Annotated in this window: 13 protein-coding genes; 8 read left to right on the top strand and 5 right to left on the bottom strand. The window is 68.9% G+C overall.

The window, feature by feature from the left end; genetic code table 11:
* Window positions 1–141: 141 nt before the first annotated feature.
* Window positions 142–780: a TetR/AcrR family transcriptional regulator gene (locus AOK01_RS34915; RefSeq protein ID WP_055518821.1), complete on the bottom strand. Its 639-nt coding sequence runs from the start codon at window positions 778–780 to the stop codon at window positions 142–144.
* A gap of 91 nt (window positions 781–871) precedes the next feature.
* Between AOK01_RS34915 and AOK01_RS34910 the strand changes: the two genes are divergently transcribed.
* From AOK01_RS34910 to icmA, 3 genes are all read left to right on the top strand, one after another.
* Entirely contained in the window at window positions 872–1,342 is a 471-nt protein-coding gene (locus AOK01_RS34910) for an ester cyclase (protein WP_055518819.1), read from the top strand.
* A gap of 156 nt (window positions 1,343–1,498) precedes the next feature.
* Window positions 1,499–1,837, top strand: coding sequence for a DUF3817 domain-containing protein (locus AOK01_RS34905; protein ID WP_055518817.1), 339 nt, complete (start codon window positions 1,499–1,501; stop codon window positions 1,835–1,837).
* A gap of 170 nt (window positions 1,838–2,007) precedes the next feature.
* Window positions 2,008–3,708, top strand: coding sequence for a coenzyme B12-dependent isobutyryl-CoA mutase large subunit (icmA, locus tag AOK01_RS34900; RefSeq protein ID WP_055518815.1), 1,701 nt, complete (start codon window positions 2,008–2,010; stop codon window positions 3,706–3,708).
* Window positions 3,709–4,175: 467 nt separating this feature from the next.
* Here the strand turns inward: icmA and AOK01_RS34895 are convergent, their stop codons facing one another.
* Window positions 4,176–4,802 (bottom strand): TetR/AcrR family transcriptional regulator, encoded by a 627-nt coding sequence (locus tag AOK01_RS34895; protein ID WP_079104012.1) that lies wholly within the window; start codon window positions 4,800–4,802, stop codon window positions 4,176–4,178.
* Window positions 4,803–5,087: 285 nt separating this feature from the next.
* Here AOK01_RS34895 and AOK01_RS34890 point away from each other — a divergent pair, with 285 nt between their 5' ends.
* From AOK01_RS34890 to AOK01_RS34870, 5 genes are all read left to right on the top strand, one after another.
* Window positions 5,088–6,071 (top strand): tetratricopeptide repeat protein, encoded by a 984-nt coding sequence (locus tag AOK01_RS34890; protein ID WP_055518812.1) that lies wholly within the window; start codon window positions 5,088–5,090, stop codon window positions 6,069–6,071.
* Window positions 6,072–6,693: 622 nt separating this feature from the next.
* Entirely contained in the window at window positions 6,694–7,326 is a 633-nt protein-coding gene (locus tag AOK01_RS34885; protein ID WP_055518810.1) for a DUF6230 family protein, read from the top strand.
* A 117-nt stretch (window positions 7,327–7,443) separates the two neighbouring features.
* Entirely contained in the window at window positions 7,444–7,983 is a 540-nt protein-coding gene (locus tag AOK01_RS34880) for a DUF6114 domain-containing protein (protein ID WP_055518808.1), read from the top strand.
* A complete protein-coding gene (locus AOK01_RS34875) occupies window positions 7,973–9,310 on the top strand; it encodes a YtxH domain-containing protein (RefSeq protein ID WP_055518806.1) in 1,338 nt (445 codons plus the stop codon). The genes AOK01_RS34880 and AOK01_RS34875 overlap by 11 nt, the downstream gene beginning before the upstream one ends.
* 227 nt (window positions 9,311–9,537) lie before the next feature.
* Window positions 9,538–9,993 carry a hypothetical protein gene (locus AOK01_RS34870; RefSeq protein WP_157871611.1) on the top strand — a complete coding sequence of 152 codons (456 nt, stop codon included), beginning with the start codon at window positions 9,538–9,540 and terminating at the stop codon, window positions 9,991–9,993.
* Between the two features lie 109 nt (window positions 9,994–10,102).
* Here the strand turns inward: AOK01_RS34870 and pyk are convergent, their stop codons facing one another.
* The 3 genes from pyk to pta all read right to left on the bottom strand — a co-directional run bounded on the left by pyk (window position 10,103) and on the right by pta (window position 15,189).
* A complete protein-coding gene (gene pyk / locus AOK01_RS34865; protein ID WP_055518802.1) occupies window positions 10,103–11,521 on the bottom strand; it encodes a pyruvate kinase in 1,419 nt (472 codons plus the stop codon).
* A gap of 243 nt (window positions 11,522–11,764) precedes the next feature.
* Entirely contained in the window at window positions 11,765–13,045 is a 1,281-nt protein-coding gene (locus AOK01_RS34860) for an acetate kinase (RefSeq protein WP_055518800.1), read from the bottom strand.
* Window positions 13,042–15,189 carry a phosphate acetyltransferase gene (gene pta, locus AOK01_RS34855; RefSeq protein WP_055518798.1) on the bottom strand — a complete coding sequence of 716 codons (2,148 nt, stop codon included), beginning with the start codon at window positions 15,187–15,189 and terminating at the stop codon, window positions 13,042–13,044. The genes AOK01_RS34860 and pta overlap by 4 nt, the downstream gene beginning before the upstream one ends.
* Window positions 15,190–15,326: the final 137 nt, after the last annotated feature.

Here is a 15,326-nt window from a genome sequence, read left to right as displayed (position 1 = left end):
TGCTCGAAGAGCTTGGGGGAGTGCCGGGCGTCGCGACGCCGCGGAGATCCATCAGAAGGGCCCTAGGGAGCGACTCGGCGGCGGGTGTGCGGACCTGCTGAAGAGAGTTCGTTCGCCTTGGCAGTGGCCGGACGTCAGCAGTCATTCCCGCGTCGACGGGCCGTCATCTGCCTCTTCCACGGCCTCTTCCATCCGTCGGCCGTGGAGCACGCGAAGCGCGTCGAGTGCGACCGCGGTGAGAACGCTCCGGCCGACACCGGCGCGGCCGAGCAACTCCATCCCTCGGGTGACGGCGACAAAGTAGAACGCCAGCGATTGCACGTTCGCGTCCGCCGGGAGATCCCCGTTCTCCCGCGCGTGTTCCAGGCATTGGGCATAGGTCCCGGCGAGTTGTTCGATGCCGGCCTTCGGGGTCGTCGAAAGTGGATCGTCCTCACCGGTCGATTCGACCAGCGCACGTGTGGTGAGCGAGACCCGCCGATCACTGCTGCTGAACTCGATCGCCATCAGGAGCATGTGGCCGCGAATGCGTTCCAGCGGCGAAGCGTCATCGTGTCCGAGCGCTTCCGAGACGGCGCGCGTCGCCTCTTCCCGGTCCTCGGAGAGCGCCCGGAGAAACAATTCCCGCTTCCCGCCGAACGCGTTGTACAAGCTCTGCTTCCCCAGGCCGGTCGCCCGCACGAGGTCATCCAGTGTCGCAGCGGCCAGGCCGTGCACGGCGAACACCTCTCTGGCGCTGCTGACGACTTCACTCTCGACGAACTTGCGGGGACGAGGCATGTGAGCCAGCTTACGTTATTGACTGTCTGGTCAAAAACCTGTTAGCTTGGTTGGAGCGCGCATCGACTCCAAGGACCAATGGAGAGTAGAAGTGAAAAGTAACGAAGAGGTTGTTCGCGAGGCGTACCGGCTGTCGGAAGGAAACGTTCTCGACGGGCATGGTTTTCGTGCCTTGTTCACCGAGGACGGAACGTTCAACGACATGCCGAATTCGCTCACCTTCCGCGGGGACCAGATTCCTCAGGCGTTGTCGGGATTCGCCGGCGTTTTCCCCGACGTCCACCGTGAGCTGCTCGAAGTGCATGCGGTCGGTGATGTCGTGGCCGTCGAACTGCGAATTCAGGGAACACATCTCGGCAGCTTCCCGACTCCGTTCGGTGATATCCGCCCGACCGGTAACCGTATCGACGTGCCGACGGCGGATCTCTGGTATCTCCGTGCGGGAAAAATCGAAAGGTTCAACTGTTACAACGCGGCGAATGTGCTGCTCGCGCAAATCGGGGCCGGCCCCGACTTCAAGTCGGCGATCGAGGCCGCCAGGACAGCCGCCACGGGGGCGTAGCTCGACCGCGCGGCGCCGAGTATGCGGCCACATCTCCATATTGGCCGGCCGCACCGCCGCGCCGCCGCAGCCGCCTCGGTGGTGCTCGTCGTGCGGCTCCGCGCACGGCCGGGGGCGCGTGAAGATCGTGCGAAACCGGTGGTTACGCTCGTAGCCATGAAAAAAAGCGTGCTGACCCGCTACCGCGTCATGGCCTACGTCACCGGTGTCCTGCTGGTCCTGCTGGTGCTCGGGATGATCGGCAAGTACGTGCTCGACCTGGACGGGGCCACGGACTTCACGCGTGTCGTCAGCGTCGCGCACGGATGGCTGTACGTCGTCTACCTGGTCTTCGCCTTCGACCTGGGCTCCAAGGCGAAGTGGCCGGTCCCCAAGCTCCTGTGGGTCCTGCTCGCCGGCACGGTCCCCACGGCCGCCTTCTTCGTGGAGCGCAAGGTCAGCCGCGAGCTGGAGTCCAAGGTCACCGAGGATCAGGGCGCGGTCGCGAAGGCCTAGGTTCCGCCGTACGGGTTACCGGGCTACCGGGTTGCCCGGTGCCGCCACCGCCATGGACGTATCTGCCGTGGCGGTCTGTGGCGGTCTGTGGCGGTCTGTGGCGGTCTGTGGCGGTTCCGGGGACGGCTTCCCGTCGACATTTACTAGGACGCCCTAGTAAATTCGGAGGTATGGACGCCGACGCCATCGAGGAGGGCCGCCGACGCTGGCAGGCCCGTTACGACGCCTCACGCAAGCGCGAGGCCACCTTCACCACGCTCTCCGGAGACGCCGTGGAACCGGTCTACGGGCCGCGCCCCGGAGACACGTACGACGGGTTCGAGCGGATCGGCTGGCCCGGGGAGTACCCCTACACACGGGGTCTGCACGCCACTGGCTACCGGGGGCGGACGTGGACCATCAGGCAGTTCGCCGGATTCGGGAACGCCGAGCAGACCAACGAGCGCTACAGGACGATCCTCGCCAACGGCGGGGGCGGGCTCTCCGTGGCCTTCGACATGCCCACGCTCATGGGGCGCGACTCCGACGACACCCGGTCGCTCGGCGAGGTCGGTCACTGCGGGGTCGCGATCGACTCCGCCGCCGACATGGAGGTCCTGTTCAAGGACATCCCGCTGGGTGACGTGACGACGTCGATGACCATCAGCGGGCCCGCGGTGCCGGTCTTCTGCATGTACCTGGTGGCCGCCGAGCGGCAGGGAGTGGACCCGGCGGTGCTCAACGGCACGCTCCAGACCGACATCTTCAAGGAGTACATCGCGCAGAAGGAGTGGCTCTTCCAGCCCGAGCCCCATCTGCGGCTCATCGGGGACCTGATGGAGCACTGCGCGACGAAGATCCCCGCGTACAAGCCGCTGTCGGTCTCCGGCTACCACATCCGCGAGGCGGGCTCGACGGCCGCGCAGGAGCTGGCGTACACGCTGGCGGACGGCTTCGGGTACGTGGAGCTGGGGCTCAGCCGCGGGATGGACGTGGACGTGTTCTCCCCCGGCCTCTCCTTCTTCTTCGACGCGCACCTCGACTTCTTCGAGGAGATCGCCAAGTTCCGGGCGGCGCGGCGGATCTGGGCGCGGTGGATGCGGGACGTGTACGGGGCACGGTCGGACAAGGCGCAGTGGCTGCGCTTCCACACGCAGACCGCCGGCGTCTCGCTGACGGCCCAGCAGCCGTACAACAACGTCGTCCGTACAGCGGTCGAGGCGCTCGCCGCGGTGCTGGGCGGCACCAACTCGCTCCACACGAACGCCCTGGACGAGACGCTCGCGCTGCCGTCCGAGCAGGCGGCGGAGATCGCGCTGCGCACCCAGCAGGTCCTGATGGAGGAGACCGGCGTCGCCGACGTGGCGGACCCGCTGGGCGGTTCCTGGTACGTCGAGCAGCTGACCGACCGGATCGAGGCGGACGCGGAGAAGATCTTCGAGCAGATCAGGGAGCGGGGGCTGCGGGCCCACCCCGACGGACGGCACCCCATCGGGCCGATCACCTCCGGCATCCTGCGGGGGATAGAGGACGGATGGTTCACCGGGGAGATCGCCGAGTCCGCCTTCCAGTACCAGCGGGCCCTGGAGAAGGGCGACAAGCGGGTCGTGGGGGTGAACGTCCACCACGGCTCGGTGACCGGGGACCTGGAGATCCTGCGCGTCAGCCACGAGGTGGAGCGCGAGCAGGTACGGGAGCTGGGAGCCCGGCGGGCGGCTCGGGACGAGGCGGCTGTGCGGTCGTCCCTGGACACCATGCTGGCTGCCGCGCGGGACGGCTCGAACATGATCGCGCCGATGCTGGACGCGGTGCGCGCGGAGGCCACGCTCGGCGAGATCTGCGATGTCCTGCGGGACGAGTGGGGGGTGTACACGGAGCCGCCGGGGTTCTGAGAGGTCTGAGAGGACACTCCGCTCCGGGAATTCCGCCCAACCGCACGGGCATCAGGATGCCGCACCGCTGGCCACATGACCTGCTGCGTGCGGTGGCCGCGTCGAGCTGTCTGCTTTCAGCGACTGTATGAGGTGGCTGAGGAGTGCGGGTGTGGTGGCGATGATCTGGTGGGGGGTGTCGCTTTCGCGGAGGCGGAGGGCTCCGTCTGCACGCTCCCGGTCCCGCCTGTCTACGCGTAAGGCGGACCGGGAAGTGGCTGCGGCTCTCGGTGTGGGACACCAGTGGTGAGGTGCCTCGGATCCGGTTGTCGGGCGCCGATGCCGAGAGTGGGCGCGGACTTGGGATCGTGGCCGAACTGGCCGATCGGTGGGGGCATTACCGCCTGGGGCCGTCCCTCTCCGGCGGGAAGCTCGTCTGGTGTGAGCTGGACGGTTGACGAGGCGTGGAAAGGAGAGGGGGTGTGGGCTCAGGTGGGTGAGATCGCGGTCAGGCCGCCCAGCAGGAGCCGGGTGAAGTCGCGGGCCCAGTCCGTGTCGACCGGCTTCGAGCTCACCAGGCTGCGGTGCACGACCGCGCCGGCGATCACGTCGAAGATCAGGTCCGAGCTGCGGGCCGCCGTTTCCGGGTCGTCGCTCTCCGCCGGCAGCTCCCCGCGGGCCTGGGCGCGGGCGCGGCCCTCCATGACCAGGTGCTTCTGGCGGTCGACGATCGACGAGCGGATGCGGTCCCGCAGGGCGGCGTCGCTGGTCGACTCGGCGACCACCGCCATGAGCGCGGTCTTCGCCTCCGGGCGCTCCAGCAGCGCGGCGAACTCCAGGACCACGCCCTCCACGTCGGCGGCGAGGCTTCCCCGGTCGGGCAGTTCGAGCTCGTCGAAGAGCACCGCGACGGCGTCGACCACCAATTCGTTCTTCCCGGCCCAGCGCCGGTACAGCGTCGTCTTGGCCACACCCGCGCGGCCGGCCACATCCCCCATCGTCAGCTTGGACCAGCCCAGTTCGACGAGAGCGGCACGCGTCGCCGCCAGGATCGCCGCATCGGCCTCGACGCTGCGCGGACGTCCAGGGCGGGGGGCGGAAGTGCGACTCTGCATGGCGGCGACCATATCCGGACGTTTCCGGGGGCAGGGGTTCCGTGGATGGGGATTTCGTGGACGGGTGAGGGAGATCACCGGGGTGGCCTTTCCCCGGCCGTTCCTGGGCAGTTACGCTACGACCCGTAGCGGAAGCGCGACGACCGCTTGGTGCCAGGTGGGGACCCGGCGCCGGGAACACGTACGGGCAGCTGCCAGGCACGTATCAGGTACGTATCTGGCGCGTACGGGCCTGGCTTTCACAACGCTTTTCACAGAGGCGCGCGGAGGGGGGAGGATAGACGCATGCAGCCACGGAACATGTCCATGAGCGGAGTCGTCGACCTCGCCGCGGTGAAAGCGGCCCAGGAGGCCAAGGCGAAGGCGGAGCAGGCGCGCGCCGAAGCGGTACGGCAGGGCGGCGGAGTCGCCCCAGGGGTGTCCGCGTCCAGCCTCGTCATCGACGTCGACGAGGCGGGTTTCGAGCGGGACGTCCTGCAGCGCTCCACCGAGGTGCCGGTCGTCATCGACTTCTGGGCCGAGTGGTGTGAGCCCTGCAAGCAGCTCAGCCCGCTCCTGGAGCGCCTCACCGTCGAGTACAACGGCAAGTTCGTCCTCGCCAAGATCGACGTCGACGCCAATCAGATGTTGATGCAGCAGTTCGGGATCCAGGGGATCCCGGCGGTCTTCGCGGTGGTGGCAGGCCAGGCCCTGCCGCTCTTCCAGGGCGCGGCTCCCGAGGCCCAGATCCGGGGCACCCTGGACCAGCTCGTACAGGTCGCCGAGGAGCGTTTCGGGCTCACGGGACTGACCGTGGAGCAGGACGCCGTCCAGCCGGACGAGGCCGCGGCAGCTCCCGAGATCCCGGTCGGCCCTTATGATGCGCTGCTTGACGCCGCCGTGCAGGCGCTGGACGCGGGCGACCTGGGCGGGGCGGTCCAGGCGTACAAGAACGTGCTGAGTGACGACCCCGGGAACACCGAGGCCAAGCTCGGCCTCGCCCAGGCCGAGTTGCTCCAGCGGGTGGAGGGCGCCGACCCGCAGCAGATCCGCAAGGACGCCGCGGACCGGCCCGGTGACGTACGGGCGCAGATCGCCGCCGCCGACCTGGATCTGGTGGGCGGTCATGTGGAGGACGCCCTGGGACGGCTCGTCGACGCGGTGGCGCGTACGGCCGGTGACGACCGGGAGGCGGCGCGTGTACGGCTGGTCGAGCTCTTCGAGGTCGTCGGTGGCGACGACCCGCGTGTGACGGCGGCGCGCCGGGCGCTGGCGCGTGCCTTGTTCTGACCAGTCGCTAAACGCCGGGACTCGTGACGTCCGAGTGAAGGATTTGCCGACAGAGCTACATGCGGCCACGCTTTGCCAAAACTTGGCAAACGTGGCCGCTGTTACTGGGAGTAAGCCGAGGACGGTGAAGTGTCGGATTCCGTCCAGTCTTCGTTCACTTTGTCGCCTCCTGGTGGGCCACCCTCAGTTGTCGGCCGATACCGACGGGTCGTTGTTCGGTTATCCGGCCGTTACTAGCCAGTAACGAACCCCCTTGTGCGGGCGGCGAGAATGCACCACGATCGGCGACGCTCGGTCCATTTCCCTCCCCCCGACAACCACTCGGGTCAGTGGGTTTTCTTGGGTCCCCACCGAGTAGGGACGGCAGCAGTGGAGCCGCCCCTTGGACAGGGGGGTCTCTGCCGTTCGGCGGAGCCTGTCCGGCAGGTTGTGCGTGAAGTGTTCAGGCGCGACCAGTGGTTGTCGCTCGGGGGTGATCGCCGGTGATCCGGGTGCTTAGAGCGCCCCCGGGTCGGGCGCTCTCCTTCCCGAGGACGTAGCACTTCTCCCATCCCTGCCCGGCTGAGCCGCCGTCTGGAGGTCGTAGCCAGGGCCGGAGATGTACGTCCGAGAAGGAGGAAATATGGAGTCCCAGGTGCGTGGCGGGACAAGATGGAAGCGGTTCGCGGTCGTCATGGTGCCGAGCGTGGCCGCGACGGCGTGCATAGGCATCGCCCTTGCACAAGGCGCTCTCGCCGCGTCGTTCAGCGTGTCGGGTCAGTCGTTCAAGGTGACGGCCGACCGTCTCGACGGTACGGGCTTCTCGCAGTACGGAGCCATCGACCAGGGGTACACGCTCAAGGGCGACAAGACGGCGCACCCGGTCGCGGTGTCGGCGTTCAAGTCCGCCAAGATCACGAACATGTGCCAGTCCGTGGTCACCCCGGACGTGCCGTTCTTCGGTTCCGTCAGCCTGACGCTGAAGGCGGGCGGCGGTGACACGCCGGTGCAGGCCCAGAACCTCTACATCGACGTGGAGGATCTGCAGGCCAACGCGACCTTCCGCAACATCGACATCGGTGTTGCGGCCAAGGACGCCAGCAAGGGCCCGGGAATCGCCAAGGGTGACCAGGCGAATCCCTACGGCTTCGCCCAGCAGGCCGACTCGGCCACGCTGACCGACGTGAAGCAGACGGCGTGGGCGACGACCGCCGGCACCTTCAAGCTCAGCGGCCTGAAGATGTCGCTGTCCAAGGGTGTCAAGGAGTGCTACTAGGCACGCCCTGGGCGGGTGAGGGAGCCTTCGCTGCCTCGCCCGCCCGCCTCCACTCGTAGTACGTACTCGTAGTACGTGAACCTCTCACAGCAACGCCGTTCCAGGGAGCTGTTTTCCATGAGCGCCGAGACTCCTGCCGCGCGCGGTCAATTCACCGACTGGCGGCTCCGGTTCCGTACCTGGCGCGGTGGCCGCCCGTTCTGGGCAGGCCTGTTCACCCTGCTCGCGGGAGGCCCGATCGCGTACTTCCCATACGCGAACCTTCAGCTCGGGCATCTCACGCTGACCCTGGGCACGCCCGCGGGTGCCAGTTCGCTCATCATCGGCGTGCTCCTGGGCGTTCTTGGAATCAGCCTCTGGTACCAGAAGCACGTGCGGGTCTTCGCCGGTGTCGCCGCGATCCTGCTCGGCCTGGTCTCCCTTCCCTTGTCGAACATCGGCGGCTTCCTGATCGGCTTCCTGCTGGCCCTCGTCGGCGGCGGGATGGCGCTCTCCTGGGTGCCGGGCGAGGAGCCGGGCGCGAACCCGGCCGAGACGGACCGTACGGACAAGGGGGGCGCTCCTGGGGCCGCGTCGGCCAACGAGGTGAGCGGGCCGCACGATCTGTCAGGTACGAGCCCGGTCAACGGGGCGAACGGGAGGCACAGTGCCGGCTGACGAGGTCCACTACGCGGACTCCGCGGGTGAGTCCCGTGCGAGAACCGGGCCGCGGCACGCAGCTCCGAGGAAGCCGCTTTTCATCAGGCTGCACGTGCCCGCGGGCAAGGCGATAGCCATCGCGTCGATGCCGACCGCGATCCTCATGGGCATGGGCTTCACGCCGACGCTCGCCTCGGCGGAGGACAAGCCGTCCTCGAAGAACCTCTCGATCGACGAGTACAAGGACTGCGTCGAGGCGCTGGACGACAGCGAGGCCGACAAGGCCGACAAGGACAGCGCCGACAAGGACAAGGACGCGTCGGCGACCCCGTCGCCCTCCGCCTCGGCGAGCGCTCCCGCCTCCGGCTCCGACGACGGGGGCAAGGACTCCTCGGACGACGACTCCGCGGGCGACGGCTCGTCGGGCGACGGCTCTTCCTCGGATTCAGGTTCCGAGGACAAGCCCGCGCCCACGCCGTCCGCCTCGACGAGCGCGCCGGCCGGGTCGGGGGCCGACGCGTCCACGCCGACGCCCACCCAGAGCGGCGGCGGCCTCCTGGACGACATCGGCAACGCGCTCGGGGACATCCTCACGCCCGGCGAGAAGGAGTCCGCGACCCCCACCGCGGAGCCGTCCGCCACCCCCAGCGCCTCGGCCACGAAGGACGCCTCCAAGACGGCCAAGGACGCGACGGACACCGTCAAGGACACGGTCGACAAGGCGGGCGACACGGTCAAGGACGTGACCGACGCGGCGTCCGAGGCGGCCGAGGACACCAAGGAGAAGGCCGAGGACGCGGCCGACGAGGCCACCGCCTCCCCGACTCCCAGCCCGTCCGCGAGCTCCACCACGGACCCGGACGACTGCCCGGCGGCCACGGACGACGAGGGCGACATCGAGCAGGGCATCCCGCTCCTGGCCGACGACCCCTGGGAGCTGAAGGCCAGCTCCCTGCTGCTCGACGGCGCCGACTACCAGGGCATCGTCAAGGTGAAGACCGCCAACGGCACAATCAAAAAGGTCCTGAAGTACGTGATCTCCAACCGCACGGACATCGGCGACCTGCACCAGACCGTCGACGACAAGGACGCCAAGGTCAAGTACCACGTCCAGGCGGGCGACGGTACGACGTCCACCATCAGTGACGGCGAGACGGTCATGTACACGGAGAGCATCTCGGGCAACCTGCTCGGACTGGTCCCGATCACGTTCGACCCGGAGCACCCGCCGCCGCTGAACATCCCGCTGATCTACTTCACAAATGTGACGGTCGTACAGGCCGCCCAGTTCGGCGGAACACTGACGATCCCCGGCATGCGGCAGTACAACACGCCGCTCGGATAGGTCGTCCAGACCTCGACAGCTGATTCGGGAGCCGCGCAGGGCGCCCCCGGTTCTTCCACTCGTACGGAAGCCGGGGGCGCCCTCAGTGTCGTACGGCGGGTCTGTGAGAGGGGAGTGGAGCAGGTGGTTCTCGGTTGAGGGGCCTCTTCGACGGTCTGGATCGGCTCGGTCTGGACGGACACGTGCGGCGTTGGTCGGCGCCGGAGGTCGCGCGTGCCGATGGCGAGGTGAACCAATGGATTGCGGCGGCCCAGTCCTTCACCCTCCTTCTCCAGCGGGACCCGGTGCGGTTCTCTGACGATCAGTTGCGCGAGATCGGTCCGGCGTGGTCGGCCCTGTTGGCGGCTGCCGAGTTGTCGACCGGGCCGCAGCGCGACGAATGGCTGATGCGCGACCTGTGGCTCCGGGCCTGGCTGCTGAAGAACTTGGGACCGCGCCCGGACGTCCCCCTGCTCGATCCGCGGTCGCCGTTCGGGCGAGCCCTGGACGCCTTGCCCATGAGTCGCGAGGAGGTCGCCGAACTCGCTCCGCGCTGGCGGGAGCTGGAGCGTGCGCAGATGCTCCTGCTCCGGATGACCAAGCGGCTGCTGGCGGTCATGCGTACCGTGGCGCCCTACAACGGGGACCATCCCCGGTGGGCCGAGCACGAGGCCTGGCAGCGGCTGGTCGGCGACCTGCCGTAGCCGGAGCCGGCCGGACCGGACCCGGAACCGGAACGGAACCGGAACACACTGAGGGCGCCCCTGCACGGCAGGGGCGCCCTCAGTGGCGTACGCGTCGTACAGGAGCCGTTCAGCCGCCCAAGTGGTGTACGCGGACCATGTTCGTGGTGCCGGGGACGCCGGGGGGTGAGCCCGCGGTCATCACGACGATGTCGCCCTCGCTGAAGCGGTTCAGTTTGCGGAGTTCGTTGTCGACCAGTTCGACCATCTCGTCGGTGCTGTGCACGAACGGTACGACGTAGGACTCGACGCCCCAGCTCAGCGCGAGCTGGTTGCGGGTGCTCTCCTCCGTGGTGAAGGCCACGATCGGCTGCTCCGCGCGGTAGCGGGACAGGCGGCGGGCCGTGTCACCGGACTTGGTGAAGGCCACCAGGCCCCGGCCGCCCAGGAAGTCGGCGATCTCGGCCGCGGCGCGGGCCACCGAACCACCCTGCGTACGCGGCTTCTTGCCCGGGACCAACGGCTGCAGGCCCTTGGAGAGCAGTTCCTCCTCGGCCGCTACGACGATCTTCGACATCGTCTTCACGGTCTCGATCGGGTACGCGCCGACGCTCGACTCGGCGGACAGCATGACCGCGTCCGCCCCGTCCAGGATCGCGTTGGCCACGTCGGACGCCTCGGCGCGCGTGGGGCGGGAGTTGGTGATCATCGACTCCATCATCTGGGTCGCGACGATCACCGGCTTGGCGTTGCGCCGGCACAGTTCCACGAGGCGCTTCTGCACCATCGGGACCCGCTCCAGGGGATACTCGACGGCCAGGTCACCACGGGCCACCATGACGCCGTCGAAGGCCGCCACGACGGCCTCCATGTTCTCCACCGCCTGCGGCTTCTCCACCTTGGCGATGACGGGGACCCGGCGGCCCTCCTCGTCCATGATCTTGTGTACGTCGTTCACGTCGTGCGCGTCGCGCACGAACGAGAGCGCCACCAGGTCGCAGCCCATCTGCAGGGCGAAGCGCAGGTCGTCGACGTCCTTCTCGGACAGCGCGGGCACGTTCACGGCCGTACCGGGCAGGTTGATGCCCTTGTGGTCCGAGATGACACCGCCCTCGATGACGATCGTCTTCACGTTCGTGCCGTCGACCTCGACGACCCGCAGCTCGACGTTGCCGTCGTTGATCAGGACCTGGTCGCCCTTGGAGACGTCACCCGGCAGACCCTTGTACGTGGTGCCGCAGATCGACTTGTCGCCCGGGACGTCCTCGGTCGTGATGGTGAACTCGTCACCGCGCTCCAGCTCGACCGGGCCCTCGGCGAAGGTCTCCAGCCGGATCTTCGGGCCCTGGAGGTCGGCGAGTACGCCGATGGCGCGGCCCGTCTCCTGGGCGGCGGACCTGACCCGGTCGTAACGGCCCTGGTGCTCGGCGTGCGAGCCGTGGCTGAAGTTGAAACGGGCCACGCTCATGCCGGCCTCGATCAGCGAGACGAGCTGTTCGTGGGAGTCGACGGCGGGGCCCAGTGTGCAGACGATTTTGGAACGGCGCATGGGGGCGATCCTATCGGTTTGTTTCGCTTCGGAATATTCCGGCTGGCGGAAGATACAAATGGGCGGGCGCGTGCTCAGGTGTCGCGCTCGGGAGTCGTGCCCAGGCGTCGTGCTCAGGTGTTGGCCTGTGGCCTTTCCTCAGCGTTTCCCGGCTGCTGCCCGCCCAGCTGCCGCCCGGTTGCTTTCCAGTTGTTTTTCCCGTCGCTTTCCGTCAGTTGATTTCCGGCGGCTCGGCGGTGTTTTTCAGCTGTTCCCGTTCGAGGTGTATCCGTTCGACGTGTTCCCGTTTCTTACGAGCGCGTACGTCTGGTTCGCGATCTCCAGCTCCTCGTCGGTCGGTACGACGGCCACCGCGACTCTCGCGCCCTCGGGCGAGATCAGCCGCGGCTCGGCGGACCGTACGGCGTTCAGCCCGCCGTCGACGGCCAGGCCCAGCGATTCCAGGCCCGCGATCGCGGCCTCCCGTACCGGGGCGGCGTTCTCCCCGACGCCGGCCGTGAAGACCACCGCGTCGACCCGGCCCAGTACCGCGTAGTACGCGCCGATGTATTTCCTCAGTCTGTGTATGTAGATGTCGAAGGCCAGCTGCGCCCGCGCGGCGTCCTGGGCCCTTTCGGAGCCCTCCGGCGCCTCGGCGCCCTCGTCGATGCGGCGGCGGATCTCCCGCATGTCGTTGTCACCGCACAGTCCGACGAGACCGCTCTTCGTGTTGAGCAGAGTGTCGATCTCGTCCGTGGACATCCCGCCAACGCGCGACAAATGGAAGATGACCGCGGGATCCACGTCTCCGGAGCGCGTACCCATCACGAGCCCCTCCAAGGGCGTCAGCCCCATGGAGGTGTCCACGCACCGGCCCCTCTCGACCGCCGACGCCGACGCGCCGTTGCCCAGGTGCAGCACGATGACGTTCACGTCCTCGGGGGCCCGGCCCAGGAGGCGGGCGGTCTCGCGGGACACGTACGCGTGCGAGGTGCCGTGGAAGCCGTACCGGCGCACGCGGTGCCTGTCGGCGGTCTCCACGTCGATCGCGTAGCGGGCCGCGGCCTCCGGCATCGTCGTGTGGAACGCGGTGTCGAAGACGGCGACCTGGGGGAGGTCCGGGCGCAGGGCGCGGGCGGTGCGGATGCCGGTGAGGTTGGCCGGGTTGTGCAGCGGCGCGACCGGGATCAGGCGCTCGATCTCGGCGAGGACCGCGTCGTCGACCACGGTCGGCTGGGTGAAGAGCTTCCCGCCGTGGACGACCCGGTGGCCGATCGCGGCCAGTTCGGGGGAGTCCAGGCCGAGCCCGTCCCTGGACAGCTCCCCGGCGACCGCCTTCAGCGCGGCGTCGTGGTCGGCGATCGGGCCGGTCGTCTCGCGGGACTCGCCGCCCGCGGCCAGCGGGGAGTGCTTGAGCCGGGAGGTCTCCTCGCCGATCCGCTCCACGAGGCCCACGGCCAGCCGGCTGCCGTCGCTCATGTCGAGCAGCTGGTACTTCACCGACGAGGAGCCGGAGTTGAGGACGAGGACGCGGGTGGCGGTCACTGGGGAGAAGCCTTCGGAGTCGAGGTCGAGGTCGAGGTCGGGGTCGAGGTCGGGGGTGGGGGCGAGAGCTGCGCCTGGGCCTGGATCGCCGTGATGGCGACCGTGTTCACGATGTCCCCGACCAGCGCGCCGCGGGACAGGTCGTTGACCGGCTTGCGCAGACCCTGGAGGACCGGTCCGACGGCGATCGCGCCGGCCGAGCGCTGCACGGCCTTGTACGTGTTGTTGCCGGTGTTGAGGTCCGGGAAGATCAGTACGGACGCCTGCCCGGCGACCTCGGACTCCGGCAGCTTGGTCGCCGCGACGGACGGTTCCACGGCCGCGTCGTACTGGATCGGACCCTCGATCCGCAGATCCGCGCGCCGGGAGCGGACCAGTTCGGTGGCCGTGCGCACCTTGTCGACGTCCGCGCCCGAACCGGACGTGCCGGTCGAGTACGAGAGCATCGCGATCCGCGGCTCGACCCCGAACTGCTCGGCGGTGGCGGCCGACTGGATGGCGATGTCGGCCAACTGCTCGGCGTCCGGGTCGGGGTTGACCGCGCAGTCGCCGTACACGAGGACCTTGTCGGCGAGGCACATGAAGAAGACCGAGGAGACGATGGCCGCGCCCGGCCTGGTCTTGATGATCTCGAAGGCCGGGCGGATGGTGGCCGCCGTGGAGTGCGCGGCCCCCGAGACCATGCCGTCGGCGAGGCCCTCCTGGACCATCAGCGTGCCGAAGTAGTTCACGTCCGAGACGACGTCGTGGGCCAGCTCGACGGACACGCCCCGGTGGGCCCGCAGTTCGGCGTACTTCTCGGCGAACCGGTCGCGCAGCTCGGAGGTCGCCGGGTCGATGAGCTGGGCGGCGCCGAGGTCGATGCCGAGGTCGGCGGCCTTCTTGCGGATCTGGTCGACGGGGCCCAGCAGGGTGAGGTCGCAGACGCCGCGGCGCAGCAGCACCTCGGCGGCGTGCAGGACCCGCGCCTCGGTGCCCTCGGGCAGCACGACGCGCCGCTTGTCGGCGCGGGCCCGTTCCAGGAGCTTGTGCTCGAACATCATCGGCGTGACGCGGCTGCTGCTGGGCGCCGAGACGCGTTTCAGCAGGTCGCCGGTGTCCACGTACCGCTCGAAGAGACCGAGGGCGGTCTCGGCCTTGCGGGGCGTGGCCGCGTTCAACTTGCCTTCCATGGCGAAGAGTTCGGTCGCCGTGAGGAAGGAGTTGGTCTCGACGGCGACCACCGGGGTGCCGGGGGCGAGGCGGGCGGCCAGGGTGAGGACGAGGTCGCTGGGGCGCTCGTTCAGGGTGAGCAGCACGCCGGCGATGGGCGGGGTGCCGGCGCTGTGCGCGGCGAGGGCGCCCACCACGAGGTCGGCGCGGTCGCCGGGTGTGACGACCATGCAGCCCGGGGTCAGCGCGCCCAGGAAGTTCGGCAGCATGGCGCCGCCGAAGACGAAGTTCAGCGCGTCGCGCGCGAGCCCCGCGTCGTCGCCGAGCAGCACCTTGCCGCCGAGGGCGTGCGCGATCTGGGCGACCGTGGGCGCGGCGAGCGCGGGCTCGTCCGGCAGTACGTAACACGGTACGGGGAGGCGGTTGAGGCGGTTGTCGAGCAGCTCGTGTATGCCCGCGCGGTCGGCGGCGGCGACCCGGTTCACCACCATCGCGAGGACGTCGCAGCCCAGTCCGTCGTAGGCGCGGAACGCGTTGCGGGTCTCCGCGACGACCGACTCGGCGGTCTGCTTGCGGCCGCCCACGACGGGGATCACGGACGCGCCGAACTCGTTCGCCAGGCGGGCGTTGAGCGCCAGCTCGTCCGGGAACTGGGTGTCGGCGTAGTCCGTACCGAGGACGAGGACGACGTCGTACTCGCGGGCCACCCGGTGGAAGCGGTCGACGAGTTGCGAGAGCAGTTCGTCGGTGCCCTGCTCGGCCTGGAGCGTGGACGCCTCGTGGTAGTCCATGCCGTAGACCGTCGCCGGGTCCTGGGCGAGCCGGTAGCGGGCGCGCAGCAACTCGAAGAGCCGGTCGGGCCCGTCGTGGACGAGTGGCCGGAACACCCCCACCCGGTCCACCTGGCGGGTCAGGAGCTCCATGACTCCCAGCTCGATGACCTGGCGGCCGTCACCTCGGTCGATCCCGGTCACGTACACGCTGCGCGTCACGCGTGCTCTCCGTTTCCTCCGATATCGGTAAGAACCGCGCAGCCGGTGTCGCCGACTGAGCCCTCTTGACAATACCTTCGGGCGTGGCTAAGGCGCCCGTCAGGCCGGGGGCGGACGGCGTCTCCGAGGGGAGGGAG

This window comes from Streptomyces aurantiacus (genome assembly GCF_001418335.1).
GTDB lineage: Bacteria > Actinomycetota > Actinomycetes > Streptomycetales > Streptomycetaceae > Streptomyces > Streptomyces aurantiacus.
This window is presented reverse-complemented; position numbering and strand designations above follow the sequence as displayed.